General features: G+C 62.9%; 8 protein-coding genes and 1 pseudogene. 6 read left to right on the forward strand and 3 right to left on the reverse strand.

Annotated features, from left to right (window positions below):
* Positions 1 to 111 precede the first annotated feature (111 nt).
* Positions 112 to 999, forward strand: a complete 888-nt coding sequence (locus F3H96_RS21530) for a metal-dependent phosphohydrolase (protein ID WP_149803727.1) — start codon at positions 112 to 114, stop codon at positions 997 to 999.
* Positions 1,000 to 1,262: 263 nt separating this feature from the next.
* Entirely contained in the window at positions 1,263 to 2,330 is a 1,068-nt protein-coding gene (locus tag F3H96_RS21535; RefSeq protein WP_149803728.1) for a cyclic nucleotide-gated potassium channel, read from the forward strand.
* A 231-nt stretch (positions 2,331 to 2,561) separates the two neighbouring features.
* On the opposite strand, the gene F3H96_RS21540 is transcribed toward F3H96_RS21535, so the two are convergent.
* Entirely contained in the window at positions 2,562 to 4,775 is a 2,214-nt protein-coding gene (locus tag F3H96_RS21540; RefSeq protein WP_149803729.1) for a mechanosensitive ion channel family protein, read from the reverse strand.
* Between the two features lie 453 nt (positions 4,776 to 5,228).
* Here F3H96_RS21540 and F3H96_RS31540 point away from each other — a divergent pair, with 453 nt between their 5' ends.
* The 3 genes and pseudogenes from F3H96_RS31540 to F3H96_RS21555 form a co-directional block, all read left to right on the forward strand.
* On the forward strand, positions 5,229 to 5,336 hold the full coding sequence (locus tag F3H96_RS31540; protein ID WP_348530077.1) for a glycosyltransferase: 108 nt from the start codon (positions 5,229 to 5,231) through the stop codon (positions 5,334 to 5,336).
* A gap of 6 nt (positions 5,337 to 5,342) precedes the next feature.
* A complete protein-coding gene (locus F3H96_RS21550; protein WP_149803730.1) occupies positions 5,343 to 8,306 on the forward strand; it encodes a trifunctional glycosyltransferase/class I SAM-dependent methyltransferase/polysaccharide deacetylase in 2,964 nt (987 codons plus the stop codon).
* Positions 8,307 to 8,447: 141 nt separating this feature from the next.
* Positions 8,448 to 8,808: pseudogene (locus F3H96_RS21555) on the forward strand (DUF5939 domain-containing protein); the annotation flags it as partial.
* 131 nt (positions 8,809 to 8,939) lie between these two features.
* Here F3H96_RS21555 and F3H96_RS21560 read toward each other — a convergent pair.
* Both F3H96_RS21560 and F3H96_RS21565 read right to left on the reverse strand, forming a co-directional pair.
* The gene (locus tag F3H96_RS21560) at positions 8,940 to 9,620 is read right to left on the reverse strand and encodes a peroxiredoxin-like family protein (RefSeq protein ID WP_149803731.1); all 681 of its coding nucleotides are present in this window, start codon (positions 9,618 to 9,620) and stop codon (positions 8,940 to 8,942) included.
* A 17-nt stretch (positions 9,621 to 9,637) separates the two neighbouring features.
* Positions 9,638 to 12,937 (reverse strand): adenylate/guanylate cyclase domain-containing protein, encoded by a 3,300-nt coding sequence (locus F3H96_RS21565; protein ID WP_188131491.1) that lies wholly within the window; start codon positions 12,935 to 12,937, stop codon positions 9,638 to 9,640.
* A 242-nt stretch (positions 12,938 to 13,179) separates the two neighbouring features.
* Here F3H96_RS21565 and F3H96_RS21570 point away from each other — a divergent pair, with 242 nt between their 5' ends.
* Positions 13,180 to 14,949 (forward strand): adenylate/guanylate cyclase domain-containing protein, encoded by a 1,770-nt coding sequence (locus tag F3H96_RS21570; protein ID WP_149803732.1) that lies wholly within the window; start codon positions 13,180 to 13,182, stop codon positions 14,947 to 14,949.
* Positions 14,950 to 14,956 lie beyond the last annotated feature (7 nt).

The raw sequence follows: 14,956 nt of genomic DNA on the forward strand, positions 1-14,956 counted from the left end.
GCCACTGCCTCAGGGACCTTGGTCCTAAGATAAATCTACGCCGGAACCGTGATAGTGTGGCCGCCGCGCGGCGCGACTTGTCATGCTTCAAAGCGGTCAGGAACGATTGTCATGCTCAATCCAATCTCCATCATGGCCGACCGGCTCGGCGATTATCTGTCGGAACTCTATCTCCAGTATTTCTCGCATCGCAATCCGGAATATGCCAGCTACATGGGCGGGGCGGCCCGCCTTGTCCTGGAGCGCATCGGCAGTTCGAACGCGCTCTATCACAACATCGAGCATACACTGATGGTTACGCTCGCTGGCCAGCAGATCATCCGCGGTCGGCTGCTTTCGGAATCCCTGACCCCCGATGACTGGCTGCATTATACCTGCGCGCTGCTTGTCCACGACATCGGCATGGTGCACGGCGTATGTCAGGGCGACACCGAGGACAGCTTCGTCATCAACGAGGCCGGTGACCGCTATACGCCTCCGCGCGGCGCCTCCGACGCGGTTCTTGCGCCCTATCATATCGAGCGCGCCAAGATCTATGCGCGCCAACGTTTTGCTTCCTCGAAGTTCATCGACGAGGAGCGCATTGTCGAGGCGATCGAGATGACGCGCTTTCCGGTGCCGAACGATCCGGCCTACCGGGTGACCAACACCGAGCCGGCGCTGGTCAGGGCCGCGGACCTGATCGGCCAGCTCGCCGATCCCTTCTATCACCGCAAGCTGCCGGCGCTGTTTGCCGAGTTCTCCGAGATCGGGATGGTGGAAAAGCTCGGCTGCAAGACCGCCGCCGATCTCGGCGCCATCTTCACCGATTTCTTCACGCTGCAGGTCGAGCCCTATATCGGCGACGCGATCCGCTATCTGGATCTGACGACCGAAGGCAAGCAGTGGATCGCCAACCTCCACAGCAACCTCTTCCAGTCCGGGCATCGCCCGGCCAGGATCGGGCCGTTCCCCGGCGTGTTGCAGCCGACCTCGGTGAGCCTCTCGGAGGTAACGTAAGAGCCCGGGATTGTTTGCTTTTTCCGCCGGTGCCAAGCCCGCAGAGCTTGCCTGCGGCAGCTGTCGACCAAGATGAACGCCGGGGGCGATCTTCCTTGCCCCGATCGCAGGGAGGTGCTCCTGTCTGTTCACTTCCGGTCACGATGCTTTCCCGGACGCCTGAGCTGACCGCTGGCGATATACATCGCAGCGACAGTAAGCACCTTTACGCTTGCCTTGAAGGCATCCTATTTTGCAGGGTAGTAGTCGCTCGTGGGCATAGAATGTCGGTACTGCCTTTCCTAAGAATTTACGTGCCGCTCAACGCGCTGCTGGCCGCGCCTGGGCTTTTGGCGGTGGCTGCGCTCACCACGCCGGACATGTCCGGACGAACCAGATTGGCCCTGGCTGCCGTGCTCGCGGTCATTTGGGGCGCCTATCTCCTGCAACTGGCCCAGACGCTGCTCAAGCGGCGGGCGGAAGACGTTCGGGACAGGCCGCCAGCAATCATCATTGATGTGCTCGCGGTTTTGGTTCCACTCGCCGCATATCTGCTCGTCGGCGCGCCGGACTGGAGCCTCTACTGTGCTGTCTGGCTGCTGAAACCGCTGCGCGACTCTACTTTCTTCCCGCTGCTTGGCAGGATCCTCGCCAACGAAGCACGCAACCTGATCGGCGTCACCACGGTCTTCGGCGTCGTTCTATTCGGTGTCGCGCTCGTGGCCTATGTCATCGAGCGCGGCGTTCAACCGGAAAAGTTCGGCAGCATCCCGCTTGCAATGTGGTGGGCGGTGGTCACGCTGTCCACCACCGGCTATGGCGACGCCATTCCGCAAAGCTTCGCCGGCCGCGTCCTTGCCGGGGCGGTCATGATGAGTGGCATCGGCATCTTCGGGCTCTGGGCCGGCATTCTTGCCACCGGCTTTTACCAAGAAGTCCGTCGCGAGGATTTCGTCCGCAATTGGCAATTGATCGCCGGCGTGCCGTTGTTTCAGAAGCTCGGCCCGGCCGCGCTGGTCGAGATCGTGCGCGCGTTAAGACCTCGCACCGTGCCGGCGGGCGCCGTGATCTGCCGCAAGGGCGAGACCGGCGATCGGATGTTCTTCGTCGTGGAGGGACGCGTCAGCGTCGCGACGCCGAACCCGGTGGAGCTTGGCCCTGGCGCCTTTTTCGGCGAGATGGCGCTGGTCAGCGGCGAACCGCGCTCGGCGACCGTCAGCGCCACAACGGTGGTCTCGCTTCTGTCGCTGCATTCAGCGGATTTCCAGATGCTGTGCAGCAGCAGCCCGGAGATCGCTGAAATCATCCGCAAGACCGCGCTCGAGCGGCGCGGCGCGCCACCGATGGCTTGAGAGCAATTCCAGGAGAAGGGTGACCCGGTTTTCCGTCAGGAATTGCGTCAAAACAAAGAGATAGAGCGTTTCGCCGTTTCCGTGAAACGGTGAAACGCTCTAGCTGTTCGTCAGGAGGAGGATGCGATGGCAAGGTTGCCGATTGCCTGCCGATGGCAGCCGGCTGGAACTATCCCTGTCACGGGCGATGCGCGCGAAGCGACGCCGCGACCGGCAGGCGTCGCCGCTTTTCTACTCCGTTGTGCTGGCCTTTCTCCTGCGCCGATTGGCGTGCGACTGCGCGACGGCCATTTTTAGCTCTGGTGTGATCTCCACAGGCGCATTCTCTTGCCCATGTGGGATCTGCAGCCCCTCGACGTGGACGGTCGGGAATGGGAGTTCGATGCCCTGCTCCTTGAAGGCCTGGCGGAGGCGTAAAAAGAATCTGCCTTTCATAGCGAAGGCACCTCCCGGTCTGGTTGTGACCTTGACCCTCAATACGATGCCGTACTCACCGAACTCCTGTACGCCTTGCATCTTGATCGGTTCGATCACCCAGTTTTTGAATTCGGGATCTTCCGCCAGCTCCAGGCCGATCCGCTTGATCAGCTTACGCGCGAAGTCGATGTCGGTGTCATAGCCAACGGTAATGTTGAATTTGTCGGTAACCCAGTCGCGGCTCTGGTTCTGGACGGCTCCGAGTTCACCGAAGGGTATTGTGAACAGCGGGCCACGATGGTGGCGCAGCTTCACCGAGCGCAGCGAAAAGCTCTCCACCGTACCCCTGTAGCTGCCCGATGAAATGTATTCGCCGACACGAAATGCATCGTCGAGCAGATAGAACACGCCTGAGATCACGTCCTTGACGATGGTTTGTGCGCCAAAACCCACGGCGACGCCGACGACGCCGGCGCCGGCGATCAGCGGGCCGATCTGGATACCGACTGAGGCGAGCATCATCAGCACCGCCATCACGACGATCACTGCCAGCAGAATGTTCTGGATGATGGGCAAGAGCGTGCGCAACCGCGCCTGCTGCGGATCGAGGGTAGGGACGTCCTCCTCGCCGATCACCGCATGCGGCGTTTCGATGCCCAGCTTTCGTTCGATCAAGGCCTTGATGATCGACCAGCCGAAATCGGCGGCAAGCGCAATGACCATGACATTGATCAAGCCGCGCAATATGAGCGTGGTCGTCGTATCGCTGTCTCGCATGGCCTGCATGTCCAGACCCCAGACACGCGCAAGAAGGTAAGCCGCCGCCAGGATCAAGATCATCCGGATTCCGCGATCGATCACAGCGATCGTCACCGCCGGGATCGTAGGCCGGCCGGCATCTTCCGAACCCGGCCGCAGGACGAAATTGACCCCGCGCTGCGTCAGCACGATTGCAAAAGGCAGGACGAATGCGGCCAAGGTAAACCAGAACCACGTGTACAGGCCGGCGATGCGCTCCAGGAACAGGGCGACGAAATAGGCAGTCAACAACCATGTCGCTGCCGTGTGACCGTGCCCATCGTCCCGCCGTGTTCTTGGCCGGCGCCAGACGGCAAGCAGCAGGAGCACCAGCAGCACGAAATCGGCGCCTACCGACAGGACCATCATCCCGTCCCGATCGATGCCGAGACCCGGCAAGAGGATGAACGCGGCGGCGAAGGAGGCGAAGACGCCGACGATCCGGGGTAGCCAATAGAACCAATGGTCGGCCGTTTCGTTGGTGACCGGCAAAGCACGGACCTCGAAGGCGTTCTCGACCTGCATGAAGGAGGGGACGAGCATGGCTGCGAGGTACATGCGCACACCCGCCGTAACGACTGCAGCCATCAGAAATGTCAGCACGATCTCGCGGATAAGCATTGGCCAGTCGAACAACATGAATGCGCCGGCGCTGCCCAGCGCGAACGAGACGATCAGCAAGCTGGAATAAAGCGTGCGCCCGCCAATCTTCTTGGCCCGCCCGATTGGCGTGTCCTTCGGCTGCGCGATGATCCAAAGACGAAACGGACGGGTGAGCCTGTACGTTGCCCAGGTGAGCGCCACGCCGGCAGCGATGAATATTGCGATCAGCAAAAGCACGCCTGCAGACCCCCTGCTGGACATATCCTCCATGGTCTTTTCCCGAACGCGCGCGAACTGGCCTGGCAGCGAGGGCAAAGTTCGCACGATTGCTTCGATATGATGCTTGATCCGATCGAGCATCGAGGATGCCATCGTATTCATCTGGCCTGGTGCGGCCGCGGCGTCGGACGATGCGTCGGCCGGCGAAGCTTCTGCCTTGGCAGGCGCTCCCGTCGACCTGGCGGCCTGATTTCGTTGTTCGGCTACCCATGCCTTCACGGACGAATCGTCGAGCAGCTCGAATAATTGCTTGACCTTTTCAGGTGGGACGGGCGCCTGCGCCAGCGCCGGACCAGCCAACAAGAGGGCGATGCCAAAGACGAGCGGCCTGGCATTCAGGACGAACACCGCAGTCAACTCTCCGAGACGTGCCGCGCACGCCAGACTCCCGGCTCTCAATCGTCGAATCTCGCGTGGCATCGTGCTGTAACCTTCCGGTAAAATCGGCAAGCGACGACATCTATGTCCGCCGTTGCTCCTACCTTGAAGAAGTCGATGTTGTGGTACAAGACTTCGTCCTTCCGAGCTAGACCGTTGCGCCGGGTACTTGGCAGTGTTTATCTTGTCGCTGGGGCAGGGCATTCCGATACTGCGAGGCATGAGCGCTTGCCATTCGGCCTGGCTTGAAGCCTTTTGCCCGGCTCCAGTTCGCCCCGATCTTGACAGGGCAGAGCCGCCATCCGATGCCGTCATCCGTTTTTGACATTCGCCGTCTCTTGCCGAAGAAAACCAAAGCCTGCTACCGCAGGCGGTGTGGTTCCGTTTGCCGGGATCCGCCGGTAGACCGACCGGCTGCTGGATTTGGTCGTGGTGGACGATGGGTCGACGGACGGATCGACGTCGATTGTGACGGCCTACGCCGAGAAAGTTCAACGCATTTTGTTCTACCCTCGAACCAGGCGCGGATAAGACGGCGTGGCGCATAATCCCTTGGTTTCAATCGTGGTTCCTGCGCACAATGCGGAAGTAACGCTGGCGCGCGCACTCGATTGCCTTCTCGACCAGGAAATCGCGGATTGGGAAGCGATCATCGTCGACGACGCCTCGACGGACGGCACCCCCGCGATCATCGCCGGCTATGTGCAGCGCGATGCCCGCTTTCGGACGTTGAGGTCTTGCGCGTATAGCCTCGCCGGCGCGCGCAACAGCGGGATTTCGACGGCGCGCGGCCACTGGCTCATGTTTCTGGATGCGGACGATTGGGTGGATGCCAGCTTCCTTGCGAAAATGCTGGCCGCGCTGAAAACCGCTCCCGATGCAGTGGCCGCCTATTGCGGTTCTCGGCGCGTGATGCCCGATGGCGAACTCACCCCGTCGAGCATCCAGACGGAGGTGGCGATCCAGCCCTTCGAAACATTCGCGCGCCAGTGCGCCATTCGCACGCACGCGCTGCTGGTCGACCGCGAGACAATTGTCGAACTGGGCGGTTTCGACGTGTCGCTGCGCACCTGCGAGGACTGGGATCTGTGGCAGCGCCTCGCACGTCTAGGCAAAAATTGGGTGATGGTCGACGAGCCGCTCGCCTTCTATCGGGCCAACCCCAACGCGCGCTCCCGCAATTCGACACAGATGCTGCTGGATGCGGAAATCGTCATCGCCCGCGGCTTTTCTCGCGACCCCAGGGTCAAACACCCGGCAGCGGCTCACGCCAATGGAGCGAGCGAGGCTAACGGCCGCACCGCTCGCGAAGCACTCGCATGGTTCGCCTTGTGGAACGCCGCGTCCGATTGCGGTCGCGGCTCGCGCTCGATCGACGGACTGTCGCTGCGCGCGCTGCCGCCGGCACGCAAGTGGGCGCGTGAGATCGCCAAGGTAGCCCTCGATGGCGTCATGGTGGGAAGCCAATCGGCGCCGGCGCAATTGGCTGCCAGGTGGGACAGGTTCGGCGGCTCCCTCACCGAGTTGATCACCGACCTGGGTGAGGTCTGGAACAATCCCGTCGCGGGTCGCCGTGTCCAGTATCACATTGAGCAAATGCTTCTCGACTACGACGATCTTGCCGCGCCGCGCAAGCTGGCGCGAACGCTTGGAATTCGTGTCGACGCTCGAAATCCGACCTCGATCGAGCTTCCGGAAGGAATCGATCAAATCTATGCCTATCTGATGATGGATGGCCAGATCGAGGCTCGCGTGCAGTTCGGCGCGCTCGGGAAAGTGACAAGGCGTCACTGGCTTGAATTGACCCTGAATTTCGTGCCCGCTGAGCGGCTTATGCGCAGCCTCTCCCGCTATGAGCGCGTGGTCTTGCGAAAGGGTGCCGCGCAGCTTGCGGGACGATCGCCTGTTGCTGCCGGGGCCTCGTTGACCATGGCGGAACGCCGGCCTGATCGGGACAGCCATTTCGGCAAACTCGCGCGATTGGCCGCGCAAGCGCGGCGGTTGGTTCGCTCGAGCGCCGAAGCTGCGGAGCCTCTGGCCGCGCCGCGCCGTGCAGCAGCCGCGGATGGGCGCGACAATGATCGCACGTCGTTCTGGAATCGCCATTTCGCGACCGCGGATCCCTGGAACTACGGTTCGCCCTATGAACAGGAAAAGTATGGGCGGCAGCTCGAAATTCTGCCTGCCGGCCGCATCGGACGGGCACTCGAGTTGGCCTGCGCGGAGGGTCACTTCACGCGGCAGCTGGCGCCGCGTGTGGGTCACTTGACCGCAACCGACATCTCCGACGTAGCCATTGGGCGGGCGCGCGCGCGATGCAGCGATCAGCCGAATGTTGAGTTCGGCGTACTGGATTTCTCTGCGGACACGCTGCCGGGCGAAATGGACCTGATCGTCTGTTCGGAAGCGCTCTACTACCTGGACGATGTCGCCGAGTTGCGGCGCGTCGTCAGAAAACTCGTTGAGGCGTTGGCGCCTGGCGGCAGTTTCATCAGCGCGCACGCATTCGTGCTAGGCGACAATGTTGAAAGGACCGGCTTCGACTGGAACACATTCGGTGCGCAAGTGATCTCGCAGACGCTGGCCGCGACCGAAGGCCTCGTCCTGGAGCAGTCGATCCAGACCGAGCTCTATCGCATAGACCGCTTCCGTCGCCTGTCACCGGGCGAGGTGGCCACGGGGCCGACGATTGATCATGTCCCGATCCGCGCGCCCATCGAAATCGGGGTCGCGCGAAAGATCGTCTGGGGCGGGGCGCGGGCCTTGCGCCGCGACGTCGCACGCAGCGAGCGGCGGCGGCGTATCCCTGTCCTCATGTATCACGGCGTCTCCGATGACGGTCCGGCCGCGCTCACGCGTTTTCGGCTTGCGCCCGCCGCGTTCGACAGCCAGATGGCATGGCTCCGCGCCAATGGCTTTCACGCCATTACATCCGAGCAGCTGGAATGGTTTATCGCCAACCGTCAGCCTTTCGCCGGCCGCCCGGTGCTCATCACCTTCGATGACGGCTTCCAGAACTTTGCCGACCATGCCTGGCCGACCTTGCGCACGAACGACCTGACCGCGGAAGTGTTCCTGGTGACGGACCTGGTGGGTGAAAGCGCACGGTGGGACGCCGTCAGCGGTCCGCCGGCGCCGCTTATGGACGCCGCGACGGTGCGGCGCCTCTCCGCCGAGGGCGCGTTCTTCGGAAGCCATCTGGCGACGCATCGCGCGATCGATGGTCTGTCGAGCTCTGACCTGGCCGCCGAGCTGCTGCGCTCGCGTATGTTCATCGAACGCTGGACCGGTCGGCCAACCACAGCGTTCGCGGCGCCTTTCTCCGCCACCGACCGACGGCTTGGCAGGCTGGCCAGGGAGTGCGGCTATCGAATTGGCTTCGGCGAACGACACGGGCCAGCTGACCTCGATTGCGATCCCATCGACCTTCCGCGCATCGAGATTCGCGGGGATCGCTCGCTCGATGCCTTTGTCGCCAGTGTCGAGGCAGTGCTCGACTGAACGGTGAACTCGTCAGTGTCTTCCCGCTCACAGGGCGCAAGGCGCATTCGACGAGACGCTCGGCCGTCGATGACCGACCCCATGCCATTCGCATCGGGCAGGATTGTTGGTAGGTTGCCGCAAGGCAAATTGGGATCCGCCGTGATGGTGGTCGACGATCGTCTTCTCGAACGCAAGATGACCGAGATCGAGCAAGCGCGAGCCTGGAGCCCGCGCGTCATCTCAAAATTCGAAACGCTTATCAGGAGCAGCGACGACGAGGCGCTCTATCGCGTCAATCCGCTGGCCTTCGCCCGCGACCGCGCAATCGCCGAGCCTGAAGCAATCGACCTCTTCCTTCACGCCGCCCGCTGCGGCCTGTTCGACATGAGCTGGGACGTGCTCTGTCCCCAATCCGGGATGGTGCTTCGACAGTTTCGGCGCCCTGCGCACGCTCAAGACGCATTACGTCTGCGGCCTGTGCGACGTATCGGGCGATACCGACCTCGACGACTTCATCGAGGAGGCGATGCAACCGTCTATCGCATCATGGGGGGATAGGCGCGATTGCGTGCCACAAACTGTTAGCCGTTGCCTCGGCCCTGCCGGCCAAAAAACTAGCTGCTTCGCCGCAGCATACGCCTGCAACGGTCCCTATTGAGCGATTTGGGACACGGCTGACATCAGCTCCCGCGGGTTTGGCGCCCCAAACATGTATCGCCCACCTTCCGGCACCTCCGTGAAGCTCCAGCGGACGATCCCCTGCCGGTCCAGCAGGAACTGGCCTATCAGTTGTCCGTGTCCCGTCGCCATCATCTCCTCGTCGGCTTCGGTCACTTCGTAATTGTCCTTCTTGTCGAGGAATTCGCTGGCCGCAAAAGGATCCATTGGACCGGGCAACTCGCCTGGTATGTCGACCCGCATATCCTTTGCCGCTGCAATCGAGACCTTGTACGGCCAGTTCGTCTCGTCTTGGGTGAATTCGAGATTGGGCAGTCCAAAGGCACGATGTGAAGCGCGTTCAGGATCGGAGGCCGCAAGCAGATTCGGCATCGGGTGGTAGCGGAAATAGAGACGCGCCCGTTCGATCGGCGTGTTGACCACCGTCAGGCTCTCTACGCCCCTTTCGCGCAGTTCCGGATCAAGCCGCGCCTGGGCAGCGATATGGCGCCGGCAAAACGCACAATGCAAACCTCGAAACAGGCCGACCAGCACCGGTTTTTGTCCGCGAAAATCGTCAAGCGCGATCTTGCCTTCCTGGGTAATGGCGTCGAGCACCACGTTCGGCGCACGGTCGCCCGGTTGAAGCGGCACCAAGTCACTACGCGTGGACATTTCCAACCTCCCTCCGGCTAGTCGAGAAAAGGCAGCACCACAAGCGCTTCCGGGTCGAGCCCGTGCTGGGCGCATACACCCTGCGCCAGGGAAAAATAGCGTTCGGCCTCGGCCAGATTGTCGAGGTCGAGGTTAAGCGTTGCCAGCCCATCATAGCACGGAAACAGCAATTGGGGCTCGCCCGTTTCGCTGGCCACGTCCAGTGCTTCTTGGAACAAGCCAACCGCCAGCTCCGGACGGCCGTTGCACTGGTGGATCTGCGCAAGCACGATCAACGGCACCGGCAGGTGCTCGCGCTGGTCGAGCGCCTTATCGATCTCGATGGCTTTCTCGGCAGCAGGCACGCCCTCCGTCGGACAGCGATCCGTGAAAGTGCAACAAGCGACCGCCAGATTGGCGAGGAGGCGCGCCTGGAAACCCAGATCACCAATATGGCGCGCCACTTCAAGACCGCGCCGACAGACCTTTATCGCCTGTGCCGGATCGATGGTCGTGTAAAGCACGCCGAGATTGGTATAGCCGCGGCAGGCCGTGCCAAGTAGACCGGCGGCTTCGGCCAATTCAATGCTGCGCTCAACCTGGCGCACGGCGTCGTGGTTTCGCCCAAGGCGAGCCAGCGCGACAGCCTTGGTATTAAGTGCCTCGGCGGTCACAAGCGTGGCATCGGATCCAACCTGAGGGGCATGCTCGGTTGTCAGGGTGCGTACGCAATCCAGCGCCGCGTCCGCCCATTTTGCCGCGAGAGCGTGATCTCCGCTGCGGAACGCCTGTCTGCCGCGTTCTTGCCACAGATGCGCCTGCTCGATCGGGGCATCCGCTCCGTCGAGGAGCGCCGCCGCTTCGGCATAGCGGGATTCTGCGTCGCCCCGCTTGCCCACGTCCCAGAGCAGCCGACCGATCTTACGCAAAACGCGAGCCGACGCGACACGATCGGCTGACTTGCGATATGCCTGCAGTACCGTCTCGTAGTGGCGGTGGGCAATCTCGCGCCGCCCTGCCGGGCCGCTCAAATCGGCAATGCGTTCCGCAATTGCCAGCTTTAGCGGCGTTTGCCCGTGCGCGTCCAATGCGGTCAGTGCCCGCTCGTAGAACCGAAGGGCGTCATCGTTGGCGTATATCATGCGAGCGCGATCGCCCGCCGCCTGCAGGTAATGCGCGCCCTTCTCCCGCTCGGCGCTCTGTGCGAAGTGATGACCGAGCACGGTCAAATCCTCGAACCGTTCCGGCTTGTCGCCGCACAGTTGCTCCAAGGCACCACCGATCCGCCCGTGGATGTCCGTCCTGCGTTGCAGGAGCAGGTTCTGGTAGATCACGTCCTGCAGCAATGTTTGCGTAAAGCGGTAGCTTTGCGACGAGACCGAGCCTGATCCTGCTACTTCCTCGATGATTTCCTCATCGCAAAGCGTTTCGCAGCCGGCTTCCAGCCGGCCCGGGTCGGCGGTCACGGCTTTCAGAAGCGCGGCATCGAAGCGCGGGCCGATCACCGCGGCTTCCTGAGCCAGCCGGCGCACCTCCTGCGGCAACCGGTCGACGCGAGCAAGCAGCATTGCCTGGATAGTGGCGGGAATATCGGTTGCGACTTCGCCTGCCACGGTCCGCCATCGCTGGCCCTCGCGCACCAGGACACCGCGATCGATGAGGCCGCGAACGATCTCCTCCACAAAAAGCGGGTTGCCGCCCGCGCGCTCGAGGATCTGGTCGATAAGCCCGCCTGCGGAGATTACCCAGCTCTCGCCGAAAAGCGCAGCCAGCAGGCTGCGTCCCTCATCACTGCTGAGCGGCGAAAGCCTGAGCGCTGTATGGCTGACCCGACTTGAATCGAGCTGGCCGCTGTCCGGCGCCGGGCGATGCGTGACCAGCAACATCAACCGCGTGCGTTCCAGCCTGTCCATCACGAAACGGAATGCCTCGAGCGACACGGCGTCGGCCCAGTGCAGGTCTTCGAGGACAATCAACAGCGGCGACAACGCAAGCCGCCGTTCGATGATCGTGCGGACTGCGTAGAAAATTTGCCGCCGCAGCTGCTCGGGCTCGACATGCTGCAAGGTCGCATCGGGGTCGCCAAGGCCAAGCACATGGTAGAGCAAAGGCATCAGCCGCTTCGCCTCCTCGCCCTGCACGCCGAGATCGGTAAGCAAGGCTGCGAGCTTCGCCCGCATTTCATCCCCATTGTCGTTTCGCATCATCCCGGCGGCGCTGCGCATCACTGCGCCCAAGGCACCGAATGATTGTTCGCCCAGCGGTGAGCACGTGGCCTGCCGCACGGCGACGTTGCGAAAACGATCCTCGTCGCCGACGCGGGTGACGAATTCCTTCACCAGGCGCGATTTCCCGATCCCGGCTTCTCCGACGAGGCGGACAAGTTGGGCCGAGCCGCCGCACGCCTGGTCAAGGCTCGCCAGCATTCTATTGAGCTCCGCGCCACGACCTATTATCGGCGCACCGAGGCCGAGCGCCTCGAGTCCACGCGCTGCCCGCGGCGCCGCAAGCGGTGCGTCCAGTCGATGGACGAGCACACTGCCAGCCTTGCCGCGAAACACGACATCGCCCAGCGACTCGTAAGAGAAGGCATGCCGGGTCAGCCTGTGAGTGAGTTCGCCGACCAGCACCTGACCCGGTGCGGCCAGAGATTGCAGGCGTTGCGCCGTATTCACCGTGTCGCCGGTCACCGAATAGGATCTGGCGGCGCCGATGCCCAATCCTCCCGTAACGACCGGACCGGTGTTGATGCCGATGTGCAGCATCAGAGGCGAGCCGGAGTGGGGGGCGCGTTCGCCGAGCCGCGCCGTCCGGGCGATCATGTCGAGAGCGGCGCGAAGCGCACGTTCCGGATCGTCCTCATGCGCGACCGGCGCACCGAACAATGCCAGCAGTGCATCGCCGATGAATTTGTCGACGAAACCGCCGAAATTTCGCACGGCCGCGGTCAGTTCCTTGAACAGCTCGTTCTGCAACGCTTGCATCACCTCGGGGTCGAGCTGCTCGCTGAGTGTCGTGAAGCCGCAGAGGTCGGCGAACAGGACCGTTACCGTCCGGCGATCGGCGTCGGAGACGGGATGCAGCCCTTCCGCGCTTTCGATGTTCGCGAGCAGCGACGAAGTTCGAGAAGGCGGCACAATGGTCCGATCCAGTGTCGGAGCAGGCCGCTCGCCGGCTTTTGCGGGCGCACCGACGCTTGCCCCACACTTCGGACAGAACTCGAAATCGGGCGCGCAGATGTAGCCGCAGCTGGCGCACGGCACGGGTTGACGCCTGCCACACTTCGGGCAGAAGGCGTAACCGCCCTCAACCTCGAAACCGCAGCCCGCGCAGTCCATCGAACAAGACCTCACTGGGGCCGTGACGGCGTGATCTCGCTACACACCTTCACGGCCAGGTATTCGCAAAGATGGACCGATTGACGTCGACCGGCAAGCGGCAGCGCAAACGGGCATCGAGCGATCCGTGCGGGTTCCCGTGGCGGAGCGCCGCCGATTCGAGCGGCTGCATCGCCGGCGTTTGCGAAATTTCCTCCTTACCCTGCGTCTTCCTGCTATCGTGGAGCTGAGGAGACGGACCTTTGAGCGAGAGTCGTAAGCTAGCCGCAATCCTCGCTGCAGACGTGGTCGGATACAGCCGGCTCGCGAGCGAGGACGAAGACCGGACTTTGGCGAGGTTGCGGGCGCTGCGCAGCGACCTGATCGATCCGATCATCGCTGTGCACCACGGGCGGGTGATTAAGCGCACCGGGGATGGGGCGCTGGTTGAGTTCCGCAGTGTGGTGGATGCCGTGCGCTGCGCCATTGAGGTTCAGAACGGTATGGTCGAGCGCAATGCCGGCGTGCCGCAGGACCGCCGCATCGAGTTCAGGATCGGCATCCATCTGGGGGATGTGGTCGAAGAAAGCGACGGCGACTTGATGGGCGACGGCGTCAACATCGCCTCGCGTTTGGAGGGCGTCGCGGCGCCCGGCGCCATCTGCCTGTCCGAGGATGCCTATCGCCAGGTCAAGGCGAGGCTGGACCTTTCGGTCAGCGATCTCGGCAGCACGCAGCTCAAGAACATCGCCGAGCCGATCCGGGTCTATTCGCTGCAAGTCGGCAGCGCCGGGACCAAGGCGGCCGCGATCCCGGAAACCGCAACGAGCCGGCCGGCGCCGGCGCCGCCGAAGCTGTCGATCGCCGTCCTGCCGTTCGCCAACATGAGCGGTGACGCCGAACAGGACTACTTCGCCGACGGCATCTCGGAAGACATCATCACGGCGCTATCCAAGCTGTCGCAGCTCTTCGTCATCGCACGCAATTCGTCGTTCACCTTCAAGGGCCAGAACGTCCATGTGCAGGAGGTGGGCGCGAAGCTCGGCGTGCGGCATGTCCTCGAGGGCAGCGTGCGCAAGTCCGGGAACAGGGTGCGCATCACCGCCCAGCTTATCGACGCAACCTCGGGCGGCCATCTTTGGGCGGAGCGGTTCGATCGCGACCTGACCGACATTTTCGCCGTGCAGGACGACGTGACACAGCAGATCGTCGCTGCGCTGGCGCTCAATCTGACTGAGGGTGACCGTCAGCGACTGGCGCCCGAGCACCCGCGCAACATCGAGGCGTATGACCGTTTCCTGCGGGGCCGAGAGCTGTGGTACCGGCTGACGAAGGAGACGAACGTCGCAGCCCGCGACCTCTTGCAACGTGCCATCGAACAGGACCCGGAGTTTGCCTCTGCCCACGCCTTCCTCGCCCTCACGCACGGTCTCGATTACCTGAACAGGTGGAGCGCGTCGCCGCCGGAATCGATGGCGCAAGCGGAAGAGGCAGCAACGCGAGCGGTAACGCTGGATGACAGCGATCCCTGGGCGCACTGGGCGCTGGCTATCGTCAAGCTGTACACACGACGGCACGATGGGGCCCTCACCGAGGCCGAGCGCGCGATAGTCCTCAATCCGAACTTCGCCGAAGGGCAAGTGATTCTCGGCGAGGCGCTGTACTATTCGGGCAGATCCGAGGAGGCGCTCGAGAGTTACGCCCGGGGAAAGGCCTTGAATCCATACTTTCCGGATGTGCTTCTGCACTTCCAGGCTTTGGCCTTGTTTCAACTGGGAAGGTACGAAGAGGCCGTCGACCTCTTGATGCAACGGCTGGCTCGCAACGCCGTCACCGACGTCTCGCGCGCGCTTCTGGCCGCCAGCTACGGCCATTTGGGCCGTTTCGCCGAGGCCCGCGCGGCATGGCAGGAGGTGCTTCGCGTCAATCCCGACTATTCGCTGGACTACCGTCGCAAAGTCTTGCCCTACAAGAATCCTGCCGATTTCGAACTCGTGGTGGAGGGGCTCCGCAAGGCCGCTATCGTGCCATGACAGGTGG

The sequence above is a fragment of the Mesorhizobium sp. NFR06 genome (assembly GCF_900115245.1).
GTDB lineage: Bacteria > Pseudomonadota > Alphaproteobacteria > Rhizobiales > Rhizobiaceae > Mesorhizobium.